Here is a 17,597-nt window from a genome sequence, read left to right on the forward strand (position 1 = left end):
AAGCTGAATAATTCGAATTAATCCAAGTCGTGGGTTACTGGGCCACGACGACGGAATTTCATCAGGAATTCGTAGACGACTGGCACGATCACGAGCGTCAGTAGTGTGGAACTGATGAGACCGCCGATAACGGTAATGCCGAGGCCGCGTGATATAATGCCCGCGCTGTTCTCCAGACCTGTTACGAGAGGCAACAGGGCACCGATCGTAGCGAGAGCTGTCATGAGAATCGGACGTAGACGGGTAGCGCCGGCTTCCAGCAACGCTTCGCGGGTCGTAAGACCTTCGCGTTCTTTATGAATAACACGGTCGATCAATACGATCGCATTCGTGACGACAATACCGATGAGCATCAATACGCCCATCAAGGCGGATACGTTCAACGTCTCGCCACCAATCAGCAGACCGACAATGGCACCGATAACGATAAATGGCAGGGAGAACAGGATGGTGAACGGTGCTAGGCCGCCGCCGAATGTTACGACCAGGACGAAGTATACAATAGCAATCGCTGCAAGCATGGCGATACCAAGCTGACCGAAGGTGTCGTTAATTTGCTCGGTGACACCACCGAAATTAACACTTACGCCTTCTGGCAAATCCAACTTATCGATTTTGTCCTGTAAGGATGTAGATGCCTTCTGTACGTCAGAGGTCAGAACCTTAGCGCTGACTTCTACGACCATCTTGCCATCCGTACGCGTGATCGAGTTCGGGGAAGTTCCCTTCTCGACTTTTGCTACTTCCTTGATCGGTACTTGCATACCCAGCGGTGATGTAATTGTCTCGTTCTCGATGTCCGCTACGCTGGAGTAGGTGTTGCTGTCCGCTTCGATGTAGACATTATAATTCTTGCCATCAATAGCTACTTCCGTTAATACCGGACGTTCGTGAACCGGGCTGAGCTTCATAGCGATCTGACCTGCAGTAAGCCCGAGCGAGCTCAGCTTCTGTTGATCCGCTACCAACGTGTACTGATCATAGGTCTCGGAGAGGCTGGTCTTTCCTTTCTCGAACTGCTTCGTGTCTTCCCCAATCCACTTCAGGATCTGATCAGAGATCGGCTTAATCTGCTCCAGACTGTCACCGAATACGTTAACGCTGAGCGAGCTTCCGCCCATGCCACCCATCATCGCTTCGGACATATCCGACCAGCTGCCCTCAGGCACTTCTTTCTTCAAACCTTCGATCAATTCATTCTTCGCTTTATCAAATTTCTTCGTATCTTTTTCATATCCGATGTAGAAGAGAGCCGAGTTAGATGATCCCATGCCTAGCGGATTGCTTCCGCCGATGGAGTACTGCATTTTCTCTACTCCTTGTTGATCAAGGACATATTTCTCGGCCTTCAGCATTTTAGCCTCTACATCTTCAAGCAGCTCGCCAGGAGCTGGAGAATAAGTTACCATCACATATTTATCACTTTGCTCAGGCAGGAAGCTTACACCGACTAGCGGGGTCAGGAACAAGCTCCCGACGAGCAGCAGGATGGCTGCGCCGAAGGTGATCAATTTGTGGGACAGGCACCAATTAAGAGCTTTCTTATAATATAGCGCCAGGCCTTTGGGATTGCTGTCATGGTCATGAGTGCTCTTCAAGCCCTTGCGGAACAAGGTATGGGCTAATGCCGGAACAAGGGTGATAGCTACCAGCAAGGACGCCATTAGTGAGAATACCATCGTCAGGGCGAATGGCTTGAACAGTTCGCCAACCATACCGCTCACGAATGCCATCGGCAGGAAGACGGCGATCGTTACGATTGTAGAAGACATAATCGGAACGAACATTTCGCGCGTTGCTGCTACGATCAACTTGCCGCCCTTGAGCGTCTCGCCGGTAAGCGACATTCTGCGGTATATATTCTCGATGACGACGATTGAGTCGTCAACAACCCGACCGATGGCCACGGTCATCGCACCAAGCGTCATCATATTCAGCGTAATATCCATCTGCTTCAGCAGCAGTACCGCAATCAACAACGAGAGCGGGATGGAGATAATGGAGATGATCGTTGAACGGAAGTTCCGCAAGAAGATGAGGATGATCAGTACAGCGAACAGAGCGCCGAATACTGCCTTCATCAGCATCGTATTTACGGAATCCGTAATCGGCTGTCCTTGGTCGAGCATCACGGAGAAGCTGATATGACCGTATTCCTTCTGCAGTTCATCCGCTTTGTCCTTAACGCGGTTCACGACATCTACCGTATTGGCATCGTTATCTTTGACAATCTGGATGCCTATCGATTCCTTGCCGTTCGTGCGAGAGATCGATTCGGCCTTGCCGATCGTCTTGATCTCTGCGATATCGCCAAGCTTCACTGTTGGTATCCCCATCGGGATAGCTCCCATGGCACCCTGTGGAGTTGCGCCAGCCCCATTGCCAGCAGCGGCATTACCATTACCTGCGGCGTCTGGTGAACGAGTAGCATCGGCTGCCCCTGGAGCGCCCGCAGGCATATTGCCCTGTCCACCAGCGGCTCCACTTCCAGCTGGAGCACCAGATGCGCTTGGAATGACTGGAATGGCCAGATTCTTCAGGTCATCCACGGTGGTGATGTTGCCATCGACAACGACAGCCTTCTGTGACTGTTCCATATTGAACAAACCGAGCGGAACACGCAGTGCCGAGCCTTGTACGATTCCCTTAACGGTATCCTCGCTAAGGCCCAGTTCTTTCATTTTTGCCTCATTGAACTTGAGGCTGACTTCTTTGATATATTGTCCGGCAATTTGCACGGAGGCAACGCCGTCAAGATCCTCCAGAGCGGGACCAATCTCATTGTTGATCAGTCGGGTCAGCGACTCCAGACTGCCTGATTCTGTATCGGACACGCTGAGTGACACGACTGGCATGGAGCTCAGGCTGAATCTTGTAATTTGCGGCTTGCGAACACCATCCGGCAGTTGGACATCGTTCAGTGCTTCACGAATAGCTGCTGTAGCATTATCTAGATTCTTGCCGTATTCAAATTCAACGAAGAGGGAGGATGCATTCTCCATCGAGGTTGAAGTGATCGTCTTAACACCGTCGACATTACGCAAGCGCTGTTCCAACGGTTTGCTTACATCCTGAACAACACCTTCTGGGGCTGCCCCTGGGTAGACGGTTGTAATACTAAGGAAAGGAACGTCAATATTAGGAATGCTCTCTTGCTTCATAGTCAAGCCGCTATATAAACCGGTAACCGTAACGATAATCGTTAACAGCCAAATCGCAAATTTATTGCGAATTGAGAAATTAATGATACTCTTCATAAGCAGGGTTCTGCTCCTCTCTGTTTCTCCTATTTAAATAGTCATTATTATTACGCTTGGGCATAATAAGGCCTCAGCAATCTTTGCAGCTCGTCTAGGCTGCTCTCTATCTGAGGAAGATCAAGATCTTCCAGTGTGGCGACCATACCCTTGAGAATGACTCGACGGGGCCGAGGGCGGAGCAATTCTTCTTCAAGAATTTGCAGCGCTTCAATCCCTTGCTCACGCTCGCCGTCGTTTCCGCTTTCTTTCTCCAGAAGCTCCTTCATCTCTTTAATGGTGAGTCGGGGATGCTTATCCAGCTCGCGACTGTTCTCCCCGCATTTTCCGAAATTGTGTAGCATGGCTTCCGGTATTATCGGTTCGAGCTTGTTCTTTAGCAGAAGCTCTACGGCAGCATCCAGCAGCTTGATCAGGTATACAGCTATCCGATGCGTATCTCTGGTCATGTTCTGATCGAATACCAGCTTGGCGTAAGAACCGATCATCCCTTGCGAGAATATGATCAAATCTGCCATATAGGGGTTAATTGCTTCTCCATAAGCGGATATTAGTATTTTTTTGGTATAATGAATTAACTTCGCGTTATTTTTATTCATGATGTCGGGGTTCTTATATATATTCCCTTTAACGATCCATTCCTTAAATTGCATGAGCAAGAATTCCCTTAGTTCAAGAACGAGCTCAAGCAGAACTTCGACCGCACGGACTAATTTGTCCCGGGGAGACAATTCCGAGTCTTGCTCAACCTGAACCAACTCGGATTGAAGCAACTGGAAGCAATAATCAAAGAGGCTGAGCTCCAGCTCATCTTTGGATTTGAAATGCAAATATAGACTCCCCTTGGACATTCCACATAATTCTGCAATTTCTTGCATCGATGTTGCAGATGAGCCTTTTGCCGCGAACAATTGCATGGTGGTTCTCAAGATTAACTGTTTTTTATCGTCGGATTTGCTAGACAATGAGTGACCTCCTTCCCAGTGTGACTTGTAAGTACTCATTATGACCCACGGGTCGGTCTAATTATAGTATAAAAAAATGGCGTATACAAATTCGTTGCACCTATGAGCCGGGACTGGCGGTGTGCAAGGGATTACCATAAATTCTGTGGGAAGAAAGACAAGCTTCATGTACAATAGAATCATGCATTTTTAAAGAGAGGTACCGCTATGAGACGTGGACTACAGATCATATTAATCGCAATCATATTATTTGCGTTCTATTTTTTTGGATTTGGCGTTTTTGGTAAATTTGGAGGAATGTTAGTCAGTATTTTTCAGACGCTGACGGTAATTACGATCAGTCTGGCTATATTCATGGAGAATCGCAATCCTTCCAGTACCTTAGCCTGGATCCTGGTATTGGCACTGCTGCCGGTAGTTGGCCTGGTGCTCTATTTCCTGCTTGGCCAAAATTATTTCAAGAGAAGGAAATTCGACCGCAAGGCGGAGCAGGATCAATTGAGCTACGAGCGGATTGATAACAGCGGCAGTATGCTGCCTCGTGATCTATCCCAGTTCACGCCTGCCCAGCAGAGAATGCTGCAATTGTCGCAGCGGTTGGCCCGTACACCATTCTCCATGGCTTCCCGAACGAGAGTACTGACGAATGGGGACGAGACGTTCTCGACACTGCTCAGGGAACTGAAGCAGGCAAAGCATCATATCCATATGGAATACTATATCTATCGCGCTGATGCGATTGGTCGGGAGATTCAGAAGACATTAATCGATAAGGCTCGCGAAGGTGTTGAGGTACGCTTCATGTATGATGCTGTCGGCAGCATTGGACTGTCCAAGTCATTTATTAATGAACTGCGGGCAGCTGGAGTCAAGGTCGGTGTATTCGGTCCGATGCGCTTTCTGGCGCTATCGAGCCGGGTGAACTATCGCAATCATCGTAAAATCGTAGTCATTGATGGGACGACGGGGTTTATCGGCGGGCTTAACGTGGGAGACGAATATTTAAGCCGCAATAAGAACTACGGCTTCTGGCGCGATACGCATATGCTGGTCAAGGGGGAGGCCGTAAGGTCTCTACAAATTATATTTCTGCAGGATTGGCATTACGTGTATGGTGAACGAATTATGGATCAGCAGTATTTATCGCCCGATTTGGTCCCCGGCTGTGGCGGGGCGATTCAGATTATTCCGAGTGGCCCGGATAACGAAAGTCAGACTTTGAAAAATCTGTTCTTCGCCATGATTACTTCAGCTAAGAAATCGGTATGGCTGGCCACCCCATATTTCATACCGGATGATGATATTCTCTCAGCTCTGCGAGTCGCAGCGATGTCAGGGATCGATGTGCGCATCCTGTTCCCGGCACGGCCGGATAAATGGCTGCCATTTCTCGCTTCCCACTCCTATTTCCCGGCTCTGCTTGAGGTTGGGGTGAAGATCTACGAGTATGAGAAGGGCTTCCTTCATTCCAAGCTGCTCATTATCGATGGAGAAGTGGCAACGGTGGGCACTGCCAATATGGATATGCGCAGCTTCCACTTGAACTTTGAAGTAAATGCGCTGCTCGTTCAGAGCGATAGTGTAGCCAAGATGGTGAAGGATTTCGAGCGGGATTTGTTCTCTACCAAGCTGATTGAGAAGAAGTCCTTCATGAACAAAAAAATTTATGTGCGATTTATGGAATCGGCAGCTAGACTAATGTCACCATTGCTGTAAGTGCCTGTTCGAAGGCGGACTTTTTGAATAACTTCTATAGCTTGCGACTTGTTAGTAGAGATACAAGAGGAGGCAGGTATCATGTCGGCGAAGGGGAAGGTCTTGATTGTTGGATCAGGCTTCGGGGGACTGGCTTGCGCAATAGGTCTGGCGGGTCGGGGTTATCAGGTGACTATATTGGAACGTAAGGATTATGTAGGTGGCAAATTACAGCGAATTGTCATCGACGGATATCGCTTCGATTGCGGGCCGAACACGATAGAGCTCCCTTACGTGTTCCGAAATGTGTTTCGCAGTGTGGGGCGCAGAATGGAGGATTACGTAACTCTGATTCCGTTGGAACCAAGGTCACGGAGCATATTTACAGATGGAAGTGTTGTTGATATGACCGGTGATGTTGAGGCGATGCAGCATCAGATTGACACCTACAGTCCGGTAGATGCGCTTCATTATCCAGCATTTCTACAGGAATCGCGGATGATGTTCCAGAGCATCAAGGGAAGATTGATGAATCAACTGCCGATTGGGTACAGGGAGAAGTGGAACTTCAGCATGGTGATGGAGCTGTTAAGCGTCGTCCCTCTATTCAGGAGATCACTGAACCGGGAGCTGCGCCACTTCTTCACGCATCCCAATTCTCTGGCCTTGTTCGGAAGGTATGCGGCTCGGGTCGGATCTTCTCCTTTCCTCGCTCCTTCGCTATATGGGATGATGCACAGCTGCGAGGTAGATCATGGCACTTATAGCATTCGCGGCGGTACGTATGCCTTGGTTGAAGCGCTGCGGACACTTGCGGAGGAATTGGGGGTTGAGATTAAGACGGGGGTCGAAGCAAGGCAGATTCGCGTTCAGGGAGGACGAGCCCGAGGGATAGAGACGAGTGAAGGATATTATGAAGCACCGCTAATCGTCATTAACGGGGATTTATTGTCTACTACACAGCAGTTGCTGAGTGAAGAGCTCAGACCTTCTCTTAATGATCGCAGGATCGCCTCCATGGAGCCGTCATTATCCGCATTCGTACAATTAGCCGGGGTTCCCTCATTATATGATCGTCTGCTTCACCATACCATCTTCTTCTCAGACCGATATGAGCAAGAATTCACCGAAATATTCAATCATCGGAGGCCGCCTTCCAAGCCGTCCGTATACATATGCAATTCCTCTTATTCAGAGAAAGGGGCCGCCCCGGAGGGACATAGCAATCTGTTCATAATGACATATGCTCCGTATTTATCCGATGCCTGGGATTGGGAGGAGCAGCGAGACAAATATGCAGAGAATGTGCTATCTACTTTGCAGGGATATGGTTTACAGGGGATTCACAAAAGCCATGTACTCCACACCTATGCGCCTGACCAGCTAGCCCGCAATACCGGAGCCTACCGCGGTGGGATGTATGGGCTAGCTACGCACAGTCTGCGGCAAATCCTTCGCAGGCCAAGCAATCGTAGTAGTGATGTAGGAGGACTGTGGTACGTAGGAGGTTCCACCTATCCCGGAGGGGGAGTACCTTATGTGACTCTGTCAGGCCATTTGGTCGCAGGGTATATTGCGCATGAGATGGGCTGATGAGTGGATTAGCAAGGATTATTAGGTAAATATAGTAGATATATAAGAAGGGGGAATAATTATGGGCGCTACATCCGAACGCAAGACGGAGCATATCCGGCTCTGCCTGGAAGAACAGGTGAACGGAACGGGAATTACTACAGGCTTAGAGAAGTATGCGTTCCGGCATAAAGCTCTCCCGGAACTGAATTTTCATGACATTCGCCTTGATACGGAATTTCTAAATATCGCAGTTCGAACTCCGCTTCTCATCAGCTCGATGACTGGAGGTAGTGAACTGGCGGGAACGATCAATGAACGTCTTGCCGAGGCCGCGGAGCGAAGAGGCTGGGCGATGGGGGTTGGTTCGGGACGAGCTGCAGTGGAGAAGCAGGAACTGGCGACAACGTTCGCCGTTCGTCGCTATGCTCCGACCATTCCAATCATCGCTAATGTGGGAGCGGTGCAATTGAATTACGGATTCGGTGTAGAGGAATGCATGCGGGTAGCTGAGATTGCCGGTGCGAACATGCTTGTTCTACATCTGAACAGTTTGCAAGAGGTGTTCCAACCGGAAGGAGATACCGCCTTCGCTGGTTTATTGTCGCGAATCGAAGCAGTATGTCGAGCTCTGCCGATTCCAGTGGGGGTCAAGGAAGTAGGCTGGGGAATCGACAGCGAGACTGCCCGCCAGCTTCACGAAGCCGGTGCGGCCTTTATCGACGTCGCTGGTGCAGGGGGAACGTCCTGGAGCCAGGTTGAGAAGTTCCGCAATAAAGATCATATACGCCGCGCAGTTGCCGAGGCTTTCGCTGATTGGGGCAACCCGACGGCCGAATGTATCGTTGATGTGCGGGATAATGTCCCTGGCGCAGTGATCATCGGCAGTGGTGGGTTGAATACAGGGGTTGATGCGGCTAAGGCGCTGGCACTCGGAGCCAATCTGGCTGGATTTGGGCGGGCAGTTCTGGAGCCAGCCGTCAATTCAGAGCGGCGACTCGATGAGCTGCTGGAACGAGTCGAGCTGGAGCTCCGCACTGTCATGTTCGGGATTGGAGCAGCCAGTATCGATGAGCTGAGAAGCACGTCCCGACTGGTCCGCAGAAGTTAATTTTCGGATTATACAATAAACCCGAACGGAATGATCATCAGACAGTAGCCGCAGGCTCTGCCAATCTGGCTGTCTTCATTGTGCGGGGTCTCTTGCGGCTGGACTTTTGCCAAGCGTAATCGTAGTAACACGAATTTGAGCGTAGATAGGAGATTTAATCATACAGGTGATCCGGCATTTCTGGTATCCATACTGAGGACGAATGTTCATTGGTAAATGATATTCTTGAAATATATGCTGTGGATATGTACTATGGTTGAAGGTGAACAAAGTTATTAAATACTGAGGAGTTGTCATAGATATGGCTTTAAAAGCAGGTATCGTGGGCCTTCCGAACGTTGGAAAATCCACATTGTTTAATGCAATTACCCAAGCAGGTGCGGAATCCGCGAACTATCCTTTCTGTACGATCGACCCGAACGTCGGCGTCGTAGAGGTACCGGATGAGCGCTTGGACAAGCTAACCGAGCTGGTTACCCCGAACAAGACGGTTCCAACTGCCTTTGAATTTGTTGACATCGCAGGCTTAGTGCGCGGGGCAAGTAAAGGCGAAGGCCTTGGTAATAAATTTTTGGCTCACATCCGTGAAGTGGATGCGATCGTTCATGTCGTTCGCTGCTTTGAAGATGAGAATATCACTCATGTAGACGGGAAGATCAATCCAATTAGCGATATTCAGACGATCAATCTGGAATTGATCCTTGCTGACTTGGAGAGCGTGGATAAGCGAATTGAACGTGCCCGCAAGAATATGAAGGGCGGCAATAAGCAGTATGAACAAGAAGTAGCCCTGCTTGAACGTATCAAGGAGGCGCTCTATAATGATATGCCGGCGAGAAGCGTGGAGTTGACTGATGATGAGAAGCTGATCATCCGCGACCTGCATTTGTTGACCTTGAAGCCAGTACTCTACGCTGCTAACGTTAGCGAAGAGGGAGTTACTGACACGGATAATAATCCGTTCGTACAGCAGGTGATTGAATTCGCAGCTGCCGAGAATGCAGAGGTTGTGCCGATCAGCGCGAAGGTGGAGTCAGAGATTGCTGAGCTGGAAGGCGAGGACAAGGCCATGTTCCTTGAAGAGCTGGGTCTGGCGGAATCGGGACTTAATCGATTGATCAAAGCGGCGTATCGTCTGCTTGGCTTGTATACGTACTTCACTGCTGGGGTACAAGAGGTTCGTGCTTGGACCATTCGTAAAGGCATGAAGGCTCCGCAAGCAGCAGGGGTAATTCACTCTGACTTCGAACGCGGCTTCATTCGTGCAGAGGTTGTATCCTATGAAGATCTCGTCGCTGCCGGTTCGATGAACGTAGCGAAAGAACGCGGTCAGCTTCGTCTGGAAGGCAAGGAGTATGTGGTACAAGATGGAGATGTTATGCACTTCCGCTTTAATGTGTAATGACATGTGTTAATAATTGAAAAAATATACTGTAACTGGATTAAGAAGCCTGCCATTTATTGGTGGGCTTCATATTTTTTTAATAATTAATTTAAATTTTCGCGATTATTAGGGCGAATATCCAAAATTTGTGTTGAGCGGAAATGTAACACTTTAGTATACTAAAAAAGATGTTTTTACGTGTGTTCAAAAAAGGTCGGTTTTTAGCATGAAGAAGGTTGGGGCGGACTTTTTGAACTACCTATTATTTTTTTACTTTCAGGAGGGATTTTTTTATGGGGATGGATTACTCAGTAGCAAGAAAGAGTCAACTTGATTCCAAAGAATTACTGCTACTTGAATCCGAAGTGAAGAATCAGGGGAAAAATATGGTTATCGCCTATGTACTCTGGTATTTCCTCGGTCTGTTTGGCGGACACCGTTTTTATTTTGGCAAGACCGGTTCTGCGGTAGCGCAATTAATTCTCTCGATTACTGTATTTGGTATGATTGCTACCTTTATCTGGTGGATTGTGGATGCTTTCCTCGTTCATACTTGGGTGAAGGAACACAATGCCATTGTTGAGAATCGCATTATTGACAACATTTTGGCCAACAGAGGCATCTCTGAAAGGTACCCGATCTAATGCAGTTTGGTAAACAGAATCTGACAACGAATGAGTTGATCGTTCTCAGTTCAGAAATGCGCAAGCGCGAGAAATCGCTCGTATTAGCCTATCTCATGCTTCTCATGGGGCATCTGGGCATACATCGCTTGTATTTGAAAAGAACGGTCTCCGGCATTATCCAACTAGCTTTATTTCTAGTTATGTTTATTTCTTACATCCTATTTATTGTGCTGGTTGGTATTGACGATACTCTTGTGGATTCGAGTTTATATATACCGGGCTTTATCGCCGCGGGTATTGCACTGGTCGGCTTCATTGCGCTGACGATCTGGGTTATTGTTGATGCCTGCCTTCTGCCGGGAATCGTCAGGAGTTGGAACAATAACCTGGAGCAGACGCTGATCGCCCAGATTGTTGCGCTTAGACCGGTAGGAAATCCCGAGAATCATCCGGGTCCAGGTCAGTTCAACTAAGAGATATTCCACATAGCCGTGTAACTTGACTTAACCGTTGAGTTCACGGTTATTTTTTTATATATTTGATATAAATCTTATATAGATGAGCTGCAATTTGGGCTAAATGCCTCAACGGCGTCCATCTATGCAAGAGTGTGCCCATTATGGTATAATGAAATGTCAGCTGAATAGCTGAATTTTGTTTGTATATGAGGTTGTTTAAAAAGTCCCCCTTTGATAAGAAAACCGGATCGAGGCCAATTCAAGGTTGAGCGACCGCGATTCAAAGGTAGGTTTTCTTGCGATATAGAATTTCATCAGCTTGGCTGATAACTTATAAATTCTATATCTAACACGAAGTGAATCAGGAAGCTAAATCGGCATCGAATCTTGAATTCAGCTGGGCCTAAGCAAATGCTTACGGAGTCATGTTTCCTACGGAAACATCTCAGGTACTCACGTACAAACTACGTACGCTGCGCTCCTCAGTCCCTAGCTTCATCCAACCTTCTCGGTGCTGAAAGTCTGACTTTTTAAACTCGCATTATATACGAATTTTAAGGACATTGTCATTTGAAAGAGGTGAATTTCCTTGTTGGACCGACTTCAATCCCTGGCTGATCGTTACGAGAAGCTTAGCGAGTTGCTCTGTGATCCGGATGTAGCCAATGATACGAAGAAACTTCGTGATTACTCCAAGGAACAATCGGATTTACAGCCGGCTTATGAGGCTTACACCGAATATAAGCGCGTAATCGAGGAGCTTGATGCCGCTAAAGCGATGCAAGCGGAGAAGCTGGATGATGAAATGCGTGAAATGGTCAAAATGGAAATCGAGGAGCTTTCTGCACGTATGCATGAGCTGGAAGAAGAAATCCGCATCTTGCTTCTGCCGAAGGACCCTAATGATGATAAAAACGTAATCGTAGAAATTCGCGGTGCCGCCGGTGGTGATGAGGCTGCGCTGTTCGCGGCTGATTTATATCGGATGTATACCCGGTATGCCGATTCTCAGGGCTGGCGCGTTGAGGTTATGGATGTGAACGAAAGCGACCTTGGCGGCTTCAAAGAGGTTATTTTCATGATTAACGGTCGCGGTGCGTACAGCAGAATGAAGTATGAGAGCGGAGCTCACCGTGTACAACGGATTCCAGCGACAGAGTCTGGCGGGCGTATCCATACTTCAACCTCGACGGTAGCTGTAATGCCGGAAGCTGAGGAGGTAGATGTGGAGATTCTCGATAAGGATATCCGCGTGGATACTTTCTGCTCCAGCGGTGCTGGCGGACAGTCCGTTAATACGACGAAATCTGCGGTGCGTGTAACTCATATCCCAACGGGGATCGTAGCGACCTGCCAAGATGGCAAATCGCAGAACTCTAACAAAGATAAGGCATTGCAAGTGCTCCGGACGCGGATCATGGACATGATGCGTCAAGAAGAGGAAGCGAAGTACGCCGGCGAGCGTAAGAGCAAGGTAGGAACCGGAGACCGGAGCGAACGGATTCGAACCTATAATTTCCCTCAGAGCCGGGTGACCGACCATCGTATCGGTTTGACTCTGCACAAGCTTGATCAAGTAATGAACGGGGAGATCGAAGAGATTGTGTCTGCCCTGACCATTGCTGAGCAAGCGGAGCTCATGGACAAAGGAGAATAATGCCTTGAAACGTAACGGATATCAACTATCTGGAGCGCTCACTATTCTGGAAGCCCGTAAAGAGGCTTCTTCTTTTTTAGCGGATGTTGGCGTGAACGAGCCGGACTCCAATGCGGAACTGTTACTTCGCCACGTACTCGGGCTTGAGGGGGCGAAGTATTTGCTCACCCTTCGCGATCCGTTCCCGATAGAGAGCAAGGAGGCTTGGGAGGCGGCCATTAACCGTAAGGCCGCAGGTGAACCAGCGCAGTATATTATCGGGGAACAGGAATTCTACGGCTTGACCTTCAAGGTCACGCCAGCGGTGCTGATCCCCCGCCCGGAAACGGAGCTGCTGGTAGAGCAAATCGCCGAGCTTGGCGATTTGCTGTGGCCCGGCGGCGCTCCGCAGGCCGCCGATATCGGTACCGGCAGCGGCGCGATCGCTGCCGCCTTGGTCCATCTGCGCCCAGCCTGGAGCGTCACGGCGAGTGACATCTCGCCGGAAGCGCTGGCGGTGGCGCAGGACAATGTCCGGCGGCTCGGCCTGGCTGTCAAGTTCAAGCAGGGGAACCTGCTTGAACCTTTCGCTGGCGAGCCGCTGGACATCGTGGTCTCTAATCCGCCGTATATACCGGCGGATACGATCGCTGAGCTGCAGCCGGAGGTGCGCGATTATGAACCGCGCGGCGCGCTAGACGGCGGGCCGGACGGACTGTACCCTTATCGCGTTATGATGCAGCAGCTCGCTCTGCTGCCCGAGCCGCCGAAGCTGATCGGCTTCGAGCTGGGCATGGGCCAAGCGGCGGATGTGGCCGACATGCTTCGCGCCGCAGGGCATTGGCGTGAGATATTGACGATCCCGGATTTGGCCGGTATCGACCGCCATGTGATCGGCATGGCTTAATGAATTGACCCGTTATTCAGGAGTCTAGGGGACCTCCCGCTATCCAGAGTAAACATTAAGGCTGGAAATGTAACTTATTAAGTTATTTATACGTTTTTGGATTGAGATGTGAAGTCTGGCGAAATATGGTGTGCTTTGGCGAATGGACTTTGAACGGAGTTTTTTTTACAATATGAAGGATAGGCCTATTTTTGGCGTGCAATAGTGTGCCATATTGTTGTTACCTGCGGTAACAGCCATCAAGATTGATCCAGCGGACGGGGGACAGGATCCATGCTTAATAAATTCAAAAAAATAGATTATACGATCGTGTTCATCCTATTGCTCCTGATGGGCATCAGCATTGCTGTGCTGTATAGCGCTACCTCGAATACGCAGTATCATGGGTACCATCTGCGGATGGCTATGTATTATGGTATAGGATTTGTAGCTTTCTTTGCGTTGTCCTTGGTGGACTTTCGCTTCCTAGTAAAGTACGGCCTCTACATTTATTTGCTTGGGGTTGCACTATTGATCGTCGTGATGTTCATCGGGAATACCTATTACAATGCGACAGGCTGGATGACGCTCCCGGGAGGGCTAAGCTTCCAGCCAGCGGAGTTTTTCAAGCTGCTGCTTGTTGTATTCCTTGCTCATGTTCTGTACCGGAAGCGTAAGACCCAGCTAGCTTTCTGGAGAGATGTCATACCGATTTGTCTTCTTACCTTCGTTCCATTCATGATAGTAATGGCGCAAAATGACCTTGGTAATGCGCTCAGCTATCTGGTCATCCTGGCCGGAATGCTGTGGATCGGTGGCATGAAGTATTCCCACGCTCTGATTGCGCTGGCGATCTTCGCCGGCTCGGTTATCGGGGGCATCAGCGCTTATAAAATTTATTATGATGAAGTTCATAAATTTTTTGCGGATATTGGCCGTGAGCACTGGATTGAGCGGATTGATCCTTGGCTCGTGCCGGATAAAGCAACGGAGAAGGCGATCTATCATACGAGAAATGCCAAGCTCGCGATTGCTTCTGGCGGGATGACAGGAGAAGGCTACATGCAAGGGGCAACCGTGCAATCGGAACGGGTTCCACTGACGTATTCGGACTCGATCTTTGTCGTTATCGCCGAAGAGTTCGGTTTCTTGGGGAGCTCGGTGCTGCTGCTGCTCTATTTTGTACTGATTCATCGCTTGATTCTGATCTCACTGGAATGCAGGGACCGAAGTGGGCCGCTGATTATCGTCGGAATTGTCGCCTTGTTCCTCTACCAGATCTTCGAGAATATCGGCATGTTCATCGGCCTGATGCCGCTGACCGGGATTACGCTGCCGTTCATAAGCTATGGCGGGACCTCGCTGGTCATCAATATGGCAAGTATCGGCGTAGCGATGAGCATCCGGATCCATGGACATGAAGTGGAAGAAGAGCAGCAGACGACTTCTGCTGCAACGCGGAAATCGGCTTCGAAGTCGCAGTGATTCCCGGGGTCTATCTCTAATGAAGCTTAAGCTACGGCTGCGGGGCAACCTTCTCTTTGAAGGTGAGCTCTGCAGCCGGAGAGGCAGGAAGGCCACCAAGCTTTGACGGGCGGAGTCTGTTGGTGCGGGCGACCGTAGTGCCGAGCGCAATGTTTACGCAGTAGGAAATCGCTAACGAAACTACAGAACGTTATTATCACGAAAACAAGAGGACTGAGAATCTAACGAAACTGTGGAGTCTTATTTAGGTTAATTATCCGTGTTAAGCTGCTTTTTTATTGCAATAGCGATACCCTGTTTCGTTAGAATTTTTTGAAGCCTGTATTGGTGAAAATAGCGATACCACGTTTCGTTAGAAAATAGGCTGTCCCTTCGGCAATACAAGTACGCTTGGAGAACCAAGATAAGTAAGCTTGCGGATTATAAATAGAAATATCTCACAGGATCGCTTCTCTCTTGAAGTGGTCCTATTATTTTTTAATACATTTGCTATTTTAGTAGTTTGCTAGGTTTATGTACCTCCCGACCTGCCCATACTGATAAACATCAGGGATACGAGAAGGGGAGAGACGGTATGGGGATGAACCGGAAATCTATTGCACTCATATTTTTTAGTGTTGTTATTCTATTTATGTCTTGGGAAGGGCAGAAGGTGGATACGGCTGCTGCGGAGGGACTGATTCCTCAAGAGTCGATCCGGTTAAGGATATTAGCCAATTCGGATGGAGTTGGTGATCAAGCGGTTAAGCGGAAGGTCCGCGACGCTGTGGTTGAACAGATGAATGCTTGGGTTGATGAACTGGAGGACCCGCAGAGTCTGGAGGCGGCCAGAGGCATTATCCGGGACCATTTGCCGGAAATCGGAGATAAGATCCAGCAGACCCTCGCTAATAATGGCAAAGAGTATAGTTATCAAGTCGAGCTGGGGGTTGTTCCGTTCCCGACTAAAATGTACGGAGGCGCTGTATATCCGGCAGGTGACTATGAGGCACTTCGCATTACGCTGGGAGAAGGCAAAGGGAAGAATTGGTGGTGCGTGCTTTTTCCACCGCTATGCTTCGTGGATGCAGGCAGTGGAGATGCGTTAGCCAAAGATAAGGGCAAAGCGACGGAAAAGACGAAGGAAGAAGAAAGCGGGAAGGATGCTTCCGACCCGTCGGATACCGTCAAGAAGCCGAAGTCGAAGGTAGGGGCAAAAGCAAAGACAGTTTCTGATACCGTCGACGTTTCTGACGAGCCGAGGCAGGTACAGCCTGAAGAGACAGAGGTACGTTTTTTCTTATGGGACGCGCTGGTAAGCTTATGGAAGGGAATCGTGAATTTATTTTAAGGTGGCAGAACTCTTAGCTCTTATATAGTTCCATAATACGTATCCCAAGTGGTTGTAGAAATTTTCAAAATTGCTCAGAGCGGATTGCACAGTGAATAGGTGCTTGTTTACAACGAACTGCACTCTTTCGGAGCCATATATAAAATATAATTGCTTATATACATCTATTGGATGGATTTTCTCTATAATTGCCGCCAAATTAGAAAATAGTTGCCTACACGCAGCTATTTTTTTCGTTTGGGAGAATCTCGATTTAATAAGTGTATTTTTGCATTCATTTATGGCTCAAGACGTTTCTTATGAGAGGAACGTACAGTCATTAGGTCGAGGTAACGGTGGTTGATTAGCATTACGGGGTGAGATCGTATTTCGGATTGGTTATAATAGAGGGTAGGCAAAAAAATGAGTGCGATGTATTGCATGGTCATTATTCATAGGTGGCCTATTCTATATTAAAAGTTTGGGATGATAATAAGATGAATCAGTCAGATCATAATCAAGAAGTGAACAAGGGTATCTCCTATTCCGAGTCTAGCGAAGAGAAGCAGCCGACAGGAAAAGTGAGCTCAGAGGAAGCGACTGCTACGGGTATGAGTAATCCGGATCATAAAGTATCAGAAAATAGGGCTGCCGGGGAAGATTCAGCTGAAGTAAAGATCACACGTTGGTGGGATGTAGAATCGCTGGTGGTCGGTCTTGATGACGAGAGCGAAGGTCAAAGCGAGGGAATCGACAATGGACAAGACCAGGGAGAAAGTCATGGTCGGGCCAACGTTCTAAGCGGATCGGTATCGGGTGAGCATGAACGGAAGCGTGCCGAGGAGCAGATCGAGGAAGCAGGCAGGCTGCTGGCTGAGGGGGGTGTCGTTGCCTTCCCAACCGAGACGGTCTATGGTCTTGGCGCTGACGCGCGGAATACAGCGGCGGTTGAGGCGGTATTTGCCGCCAAGGGCCGACCGTCTGACAATCCGCTGATCGTCCATATCGCCGATATGGGACAGTTGGACGGATTAGTGACAGAGGTCAACGAGACAGCACGGCGGCTGATGGAGGCATACTGGCCGGGGCCGCTAACCTTGGTGCTGCCCGTGGCCCGGGGCGCCGTCTCGCCGCGCGTGACGGCGGGGTTGTCCACCGTAGGCGTGCGCATGCCCGCCCACGATGTTGCGCTGCGGCTCATCGCCGCAGCGGG

Annotated in this window: 13 protein-coding genes; 11 read left to right on the forward strand and 2 right to left on the reverse strand. The window is 49.1% G+C overall.

Features of this window, described 5'->3' with window-relative positions:
* Positions 1 to 17: 17 nt before the first annotated feature.
* Both ABD014_RS17755 and ABD014_RS17760 read right to left on the reverse strand, forming a co-directional pair.
* A complete protein-coding gene (locus tag ABD014_RS17755; RefSeq protein ID WP_343863176.1) occupies positions 18 to 3,257 on the reverse strand; it encodes an efflux RND transporter permease subunit in 3,240 nt (1,079 codons plus the stop codon).
* 50 nt (positions 3,258 to 3,307) lie between these two features.
* Positions 3,308 to 4,222 carry a TetR/AcrR family transcriptional regulator gene (locus ABD014_RS17760; protein ID WP_343863177.1) on the reverse strand — a complete coding sequence of 305 codons (915 nt, stop codon included), beginning with the start codon at positions 4,220 to 4,222 and terminating at the stop codon, positions 3,308 to 3,310.
* Between the two features lie 207 nt (positions 4,223 to 4,429).
* On the opposite strand from ABD014_RS17760, the gene cls reads away from it, so the two are divergent.
* From cls to ABD014_RS17815, 11 genes are all read left to right on the forward strand, one after another.
* Entirely contained in the window at positions 4,430 to 5,938 is a 1,509-nt protein-coding gene (gene cls / locus ABD014_RS17765) for a cardiolipin synthase (protein ID WP_343863178.1), read from the forward strand.
* Between the two features lie 81 nt (positions 5,939 to 6,019).
* Positions 6,020 to 7,510 carry a phytoene desaturase family protein gene (locus ABD014_RS17770; protein WP_343863179.1) on the forward strand — a complete coding sequence of 497 codons (1,491 nt, stop codon included), beginning with the start codon at positions 6,020 to 6,022 and terminating at the stop codon, positions 7,508 to 7,510.
* A 61-nt stretch (positions 7,511 to 7,571) separates the two neighbouring features.
* The gene (fni, locus tag ABD014_RS17775) at positions 7,572 to 8,600 is read left to right on the forward strand and encodes a type 2 isopentenyl-diphosphate Delta-isomerase (protein WP_343863181.1); all 1,029 of its coding nucleotides are present in this window, start codon (positions 7,572 to 7,574) and stop codon (positions 8,598 to 8,600) included.
* A gap of 301 nt (positions 8,601 to 8,901) precedes the next feature.
* Positions 8,902 to 10,002 (forward strand): redox-regulated ATPase YchF, encoded by a 1,101-nt coding sequence (gene ychF / locus ABD014_RS17780; RefSeq protein ID WP_343863183.1) that lies wholly within the window; start codon positions 8,902 to 8,904, stop codon positions 10,000 to 10,002.
* Between the two features lie 275 nt (positions 10,003 to 10,277).
* On the forward strand, positions 10,278 to 10,628 hold the full coding sequence (locus ABD014_RS17785; protein WP_379339727.1) for a TM2 domain-containing protein: 351 nt from the start codon (positions 10,278 to 10,280) through the stop codon (positions 10,626 to 10,628).
* On the forward strand, positions 10,628 to 11,083 hold the full coding sequence (locus tag ABD014_RS17790; RefSeq protein WP_343863185.1) for an NINE protein: 456 nt from the start codon (positions 10,628 to 10,630) through the stop codon (positions 11,081 to 11,083). The genes ABD014_RS17785 and ABD014_RS17790 overlap by 1 nt, the downstream gene beginning before the upstream one ends.
* Positions 11,084 to 11,657: 574 nt before the next feature.
* A complete protein-coding gene (prfA, locus tag ABD014_RS17795; protein ID WP_068778892.1) occupies positions 11,658 to 12,725 on the forward strand; it encodes a peptide chain release factor 1 in 1,068 nt (355 codons plus the stop codon).
* A gap of 4 nt (positions 12,726 to 12,729) precedes the next feature.
* Positions 12,730 to 13,611, forward strand: coding sequence for a peptide chain release factor N(5)-glutamine methyltransferase (gene prmC / locus ABD014_RS17800; protein ID WP_343863189.1), 882 nt, complete (start codon positions 12,730 to 12,732; stop codon positions 13,609 to 13,611).
* Positions 13,612 to 13,884: 273 nt separating this feature from the next.
* Positions 13,885 to 15,075: an FtsW/RodA/SpoVE family cell cycle protein gene (locus tag ABD014_RS17805; RefSeq protein WP_343863191.1), complete on the forward strand. Its 1,191-nt coding sequence runs from the start codon at positions 13,885 to 13,887 to the stop codon at positions 15,073 to 15,075.
* Positions 15,076 to 15,649: 574 nt separating this feature from the next.
* Positions 15,650 to 16,405 carry a stage II sporulation protein R gene (gene spoIIR / locus ABD014_RS17810; RefSeq protein WP_379339732.1) on the forward strand — a complete coding sequence of 252 codons (756 nt, stop codon included), beginning with the start codon at positions 15,650 to 15,652 and terminating at the stop codon, positions 16,403 to 16,405.
* A 476-nt stretch (positions 16,406 to 16,881) separates the two neighbouring features.
* The coding region (locus tag ABD014_RS17815; protein WP_343863196.1) for an L-threonylcarbamoyladenylate synthase at positions 16,882 to 17,597 on the forward strand (716 nt) is incomplete at its 3' end.

The sequence above is a fragment of the Paenibacillus motobuensis genome, from assembly GCF_039521865.1.
In the GTDB taxonomy this organism is placed as follows: domain Bacteria; phylum Bacillota; class Bacilli; order Paenibacillales; family Paenibacillaceae; genus Fontibacillus; species Fontibacillus motobuensis.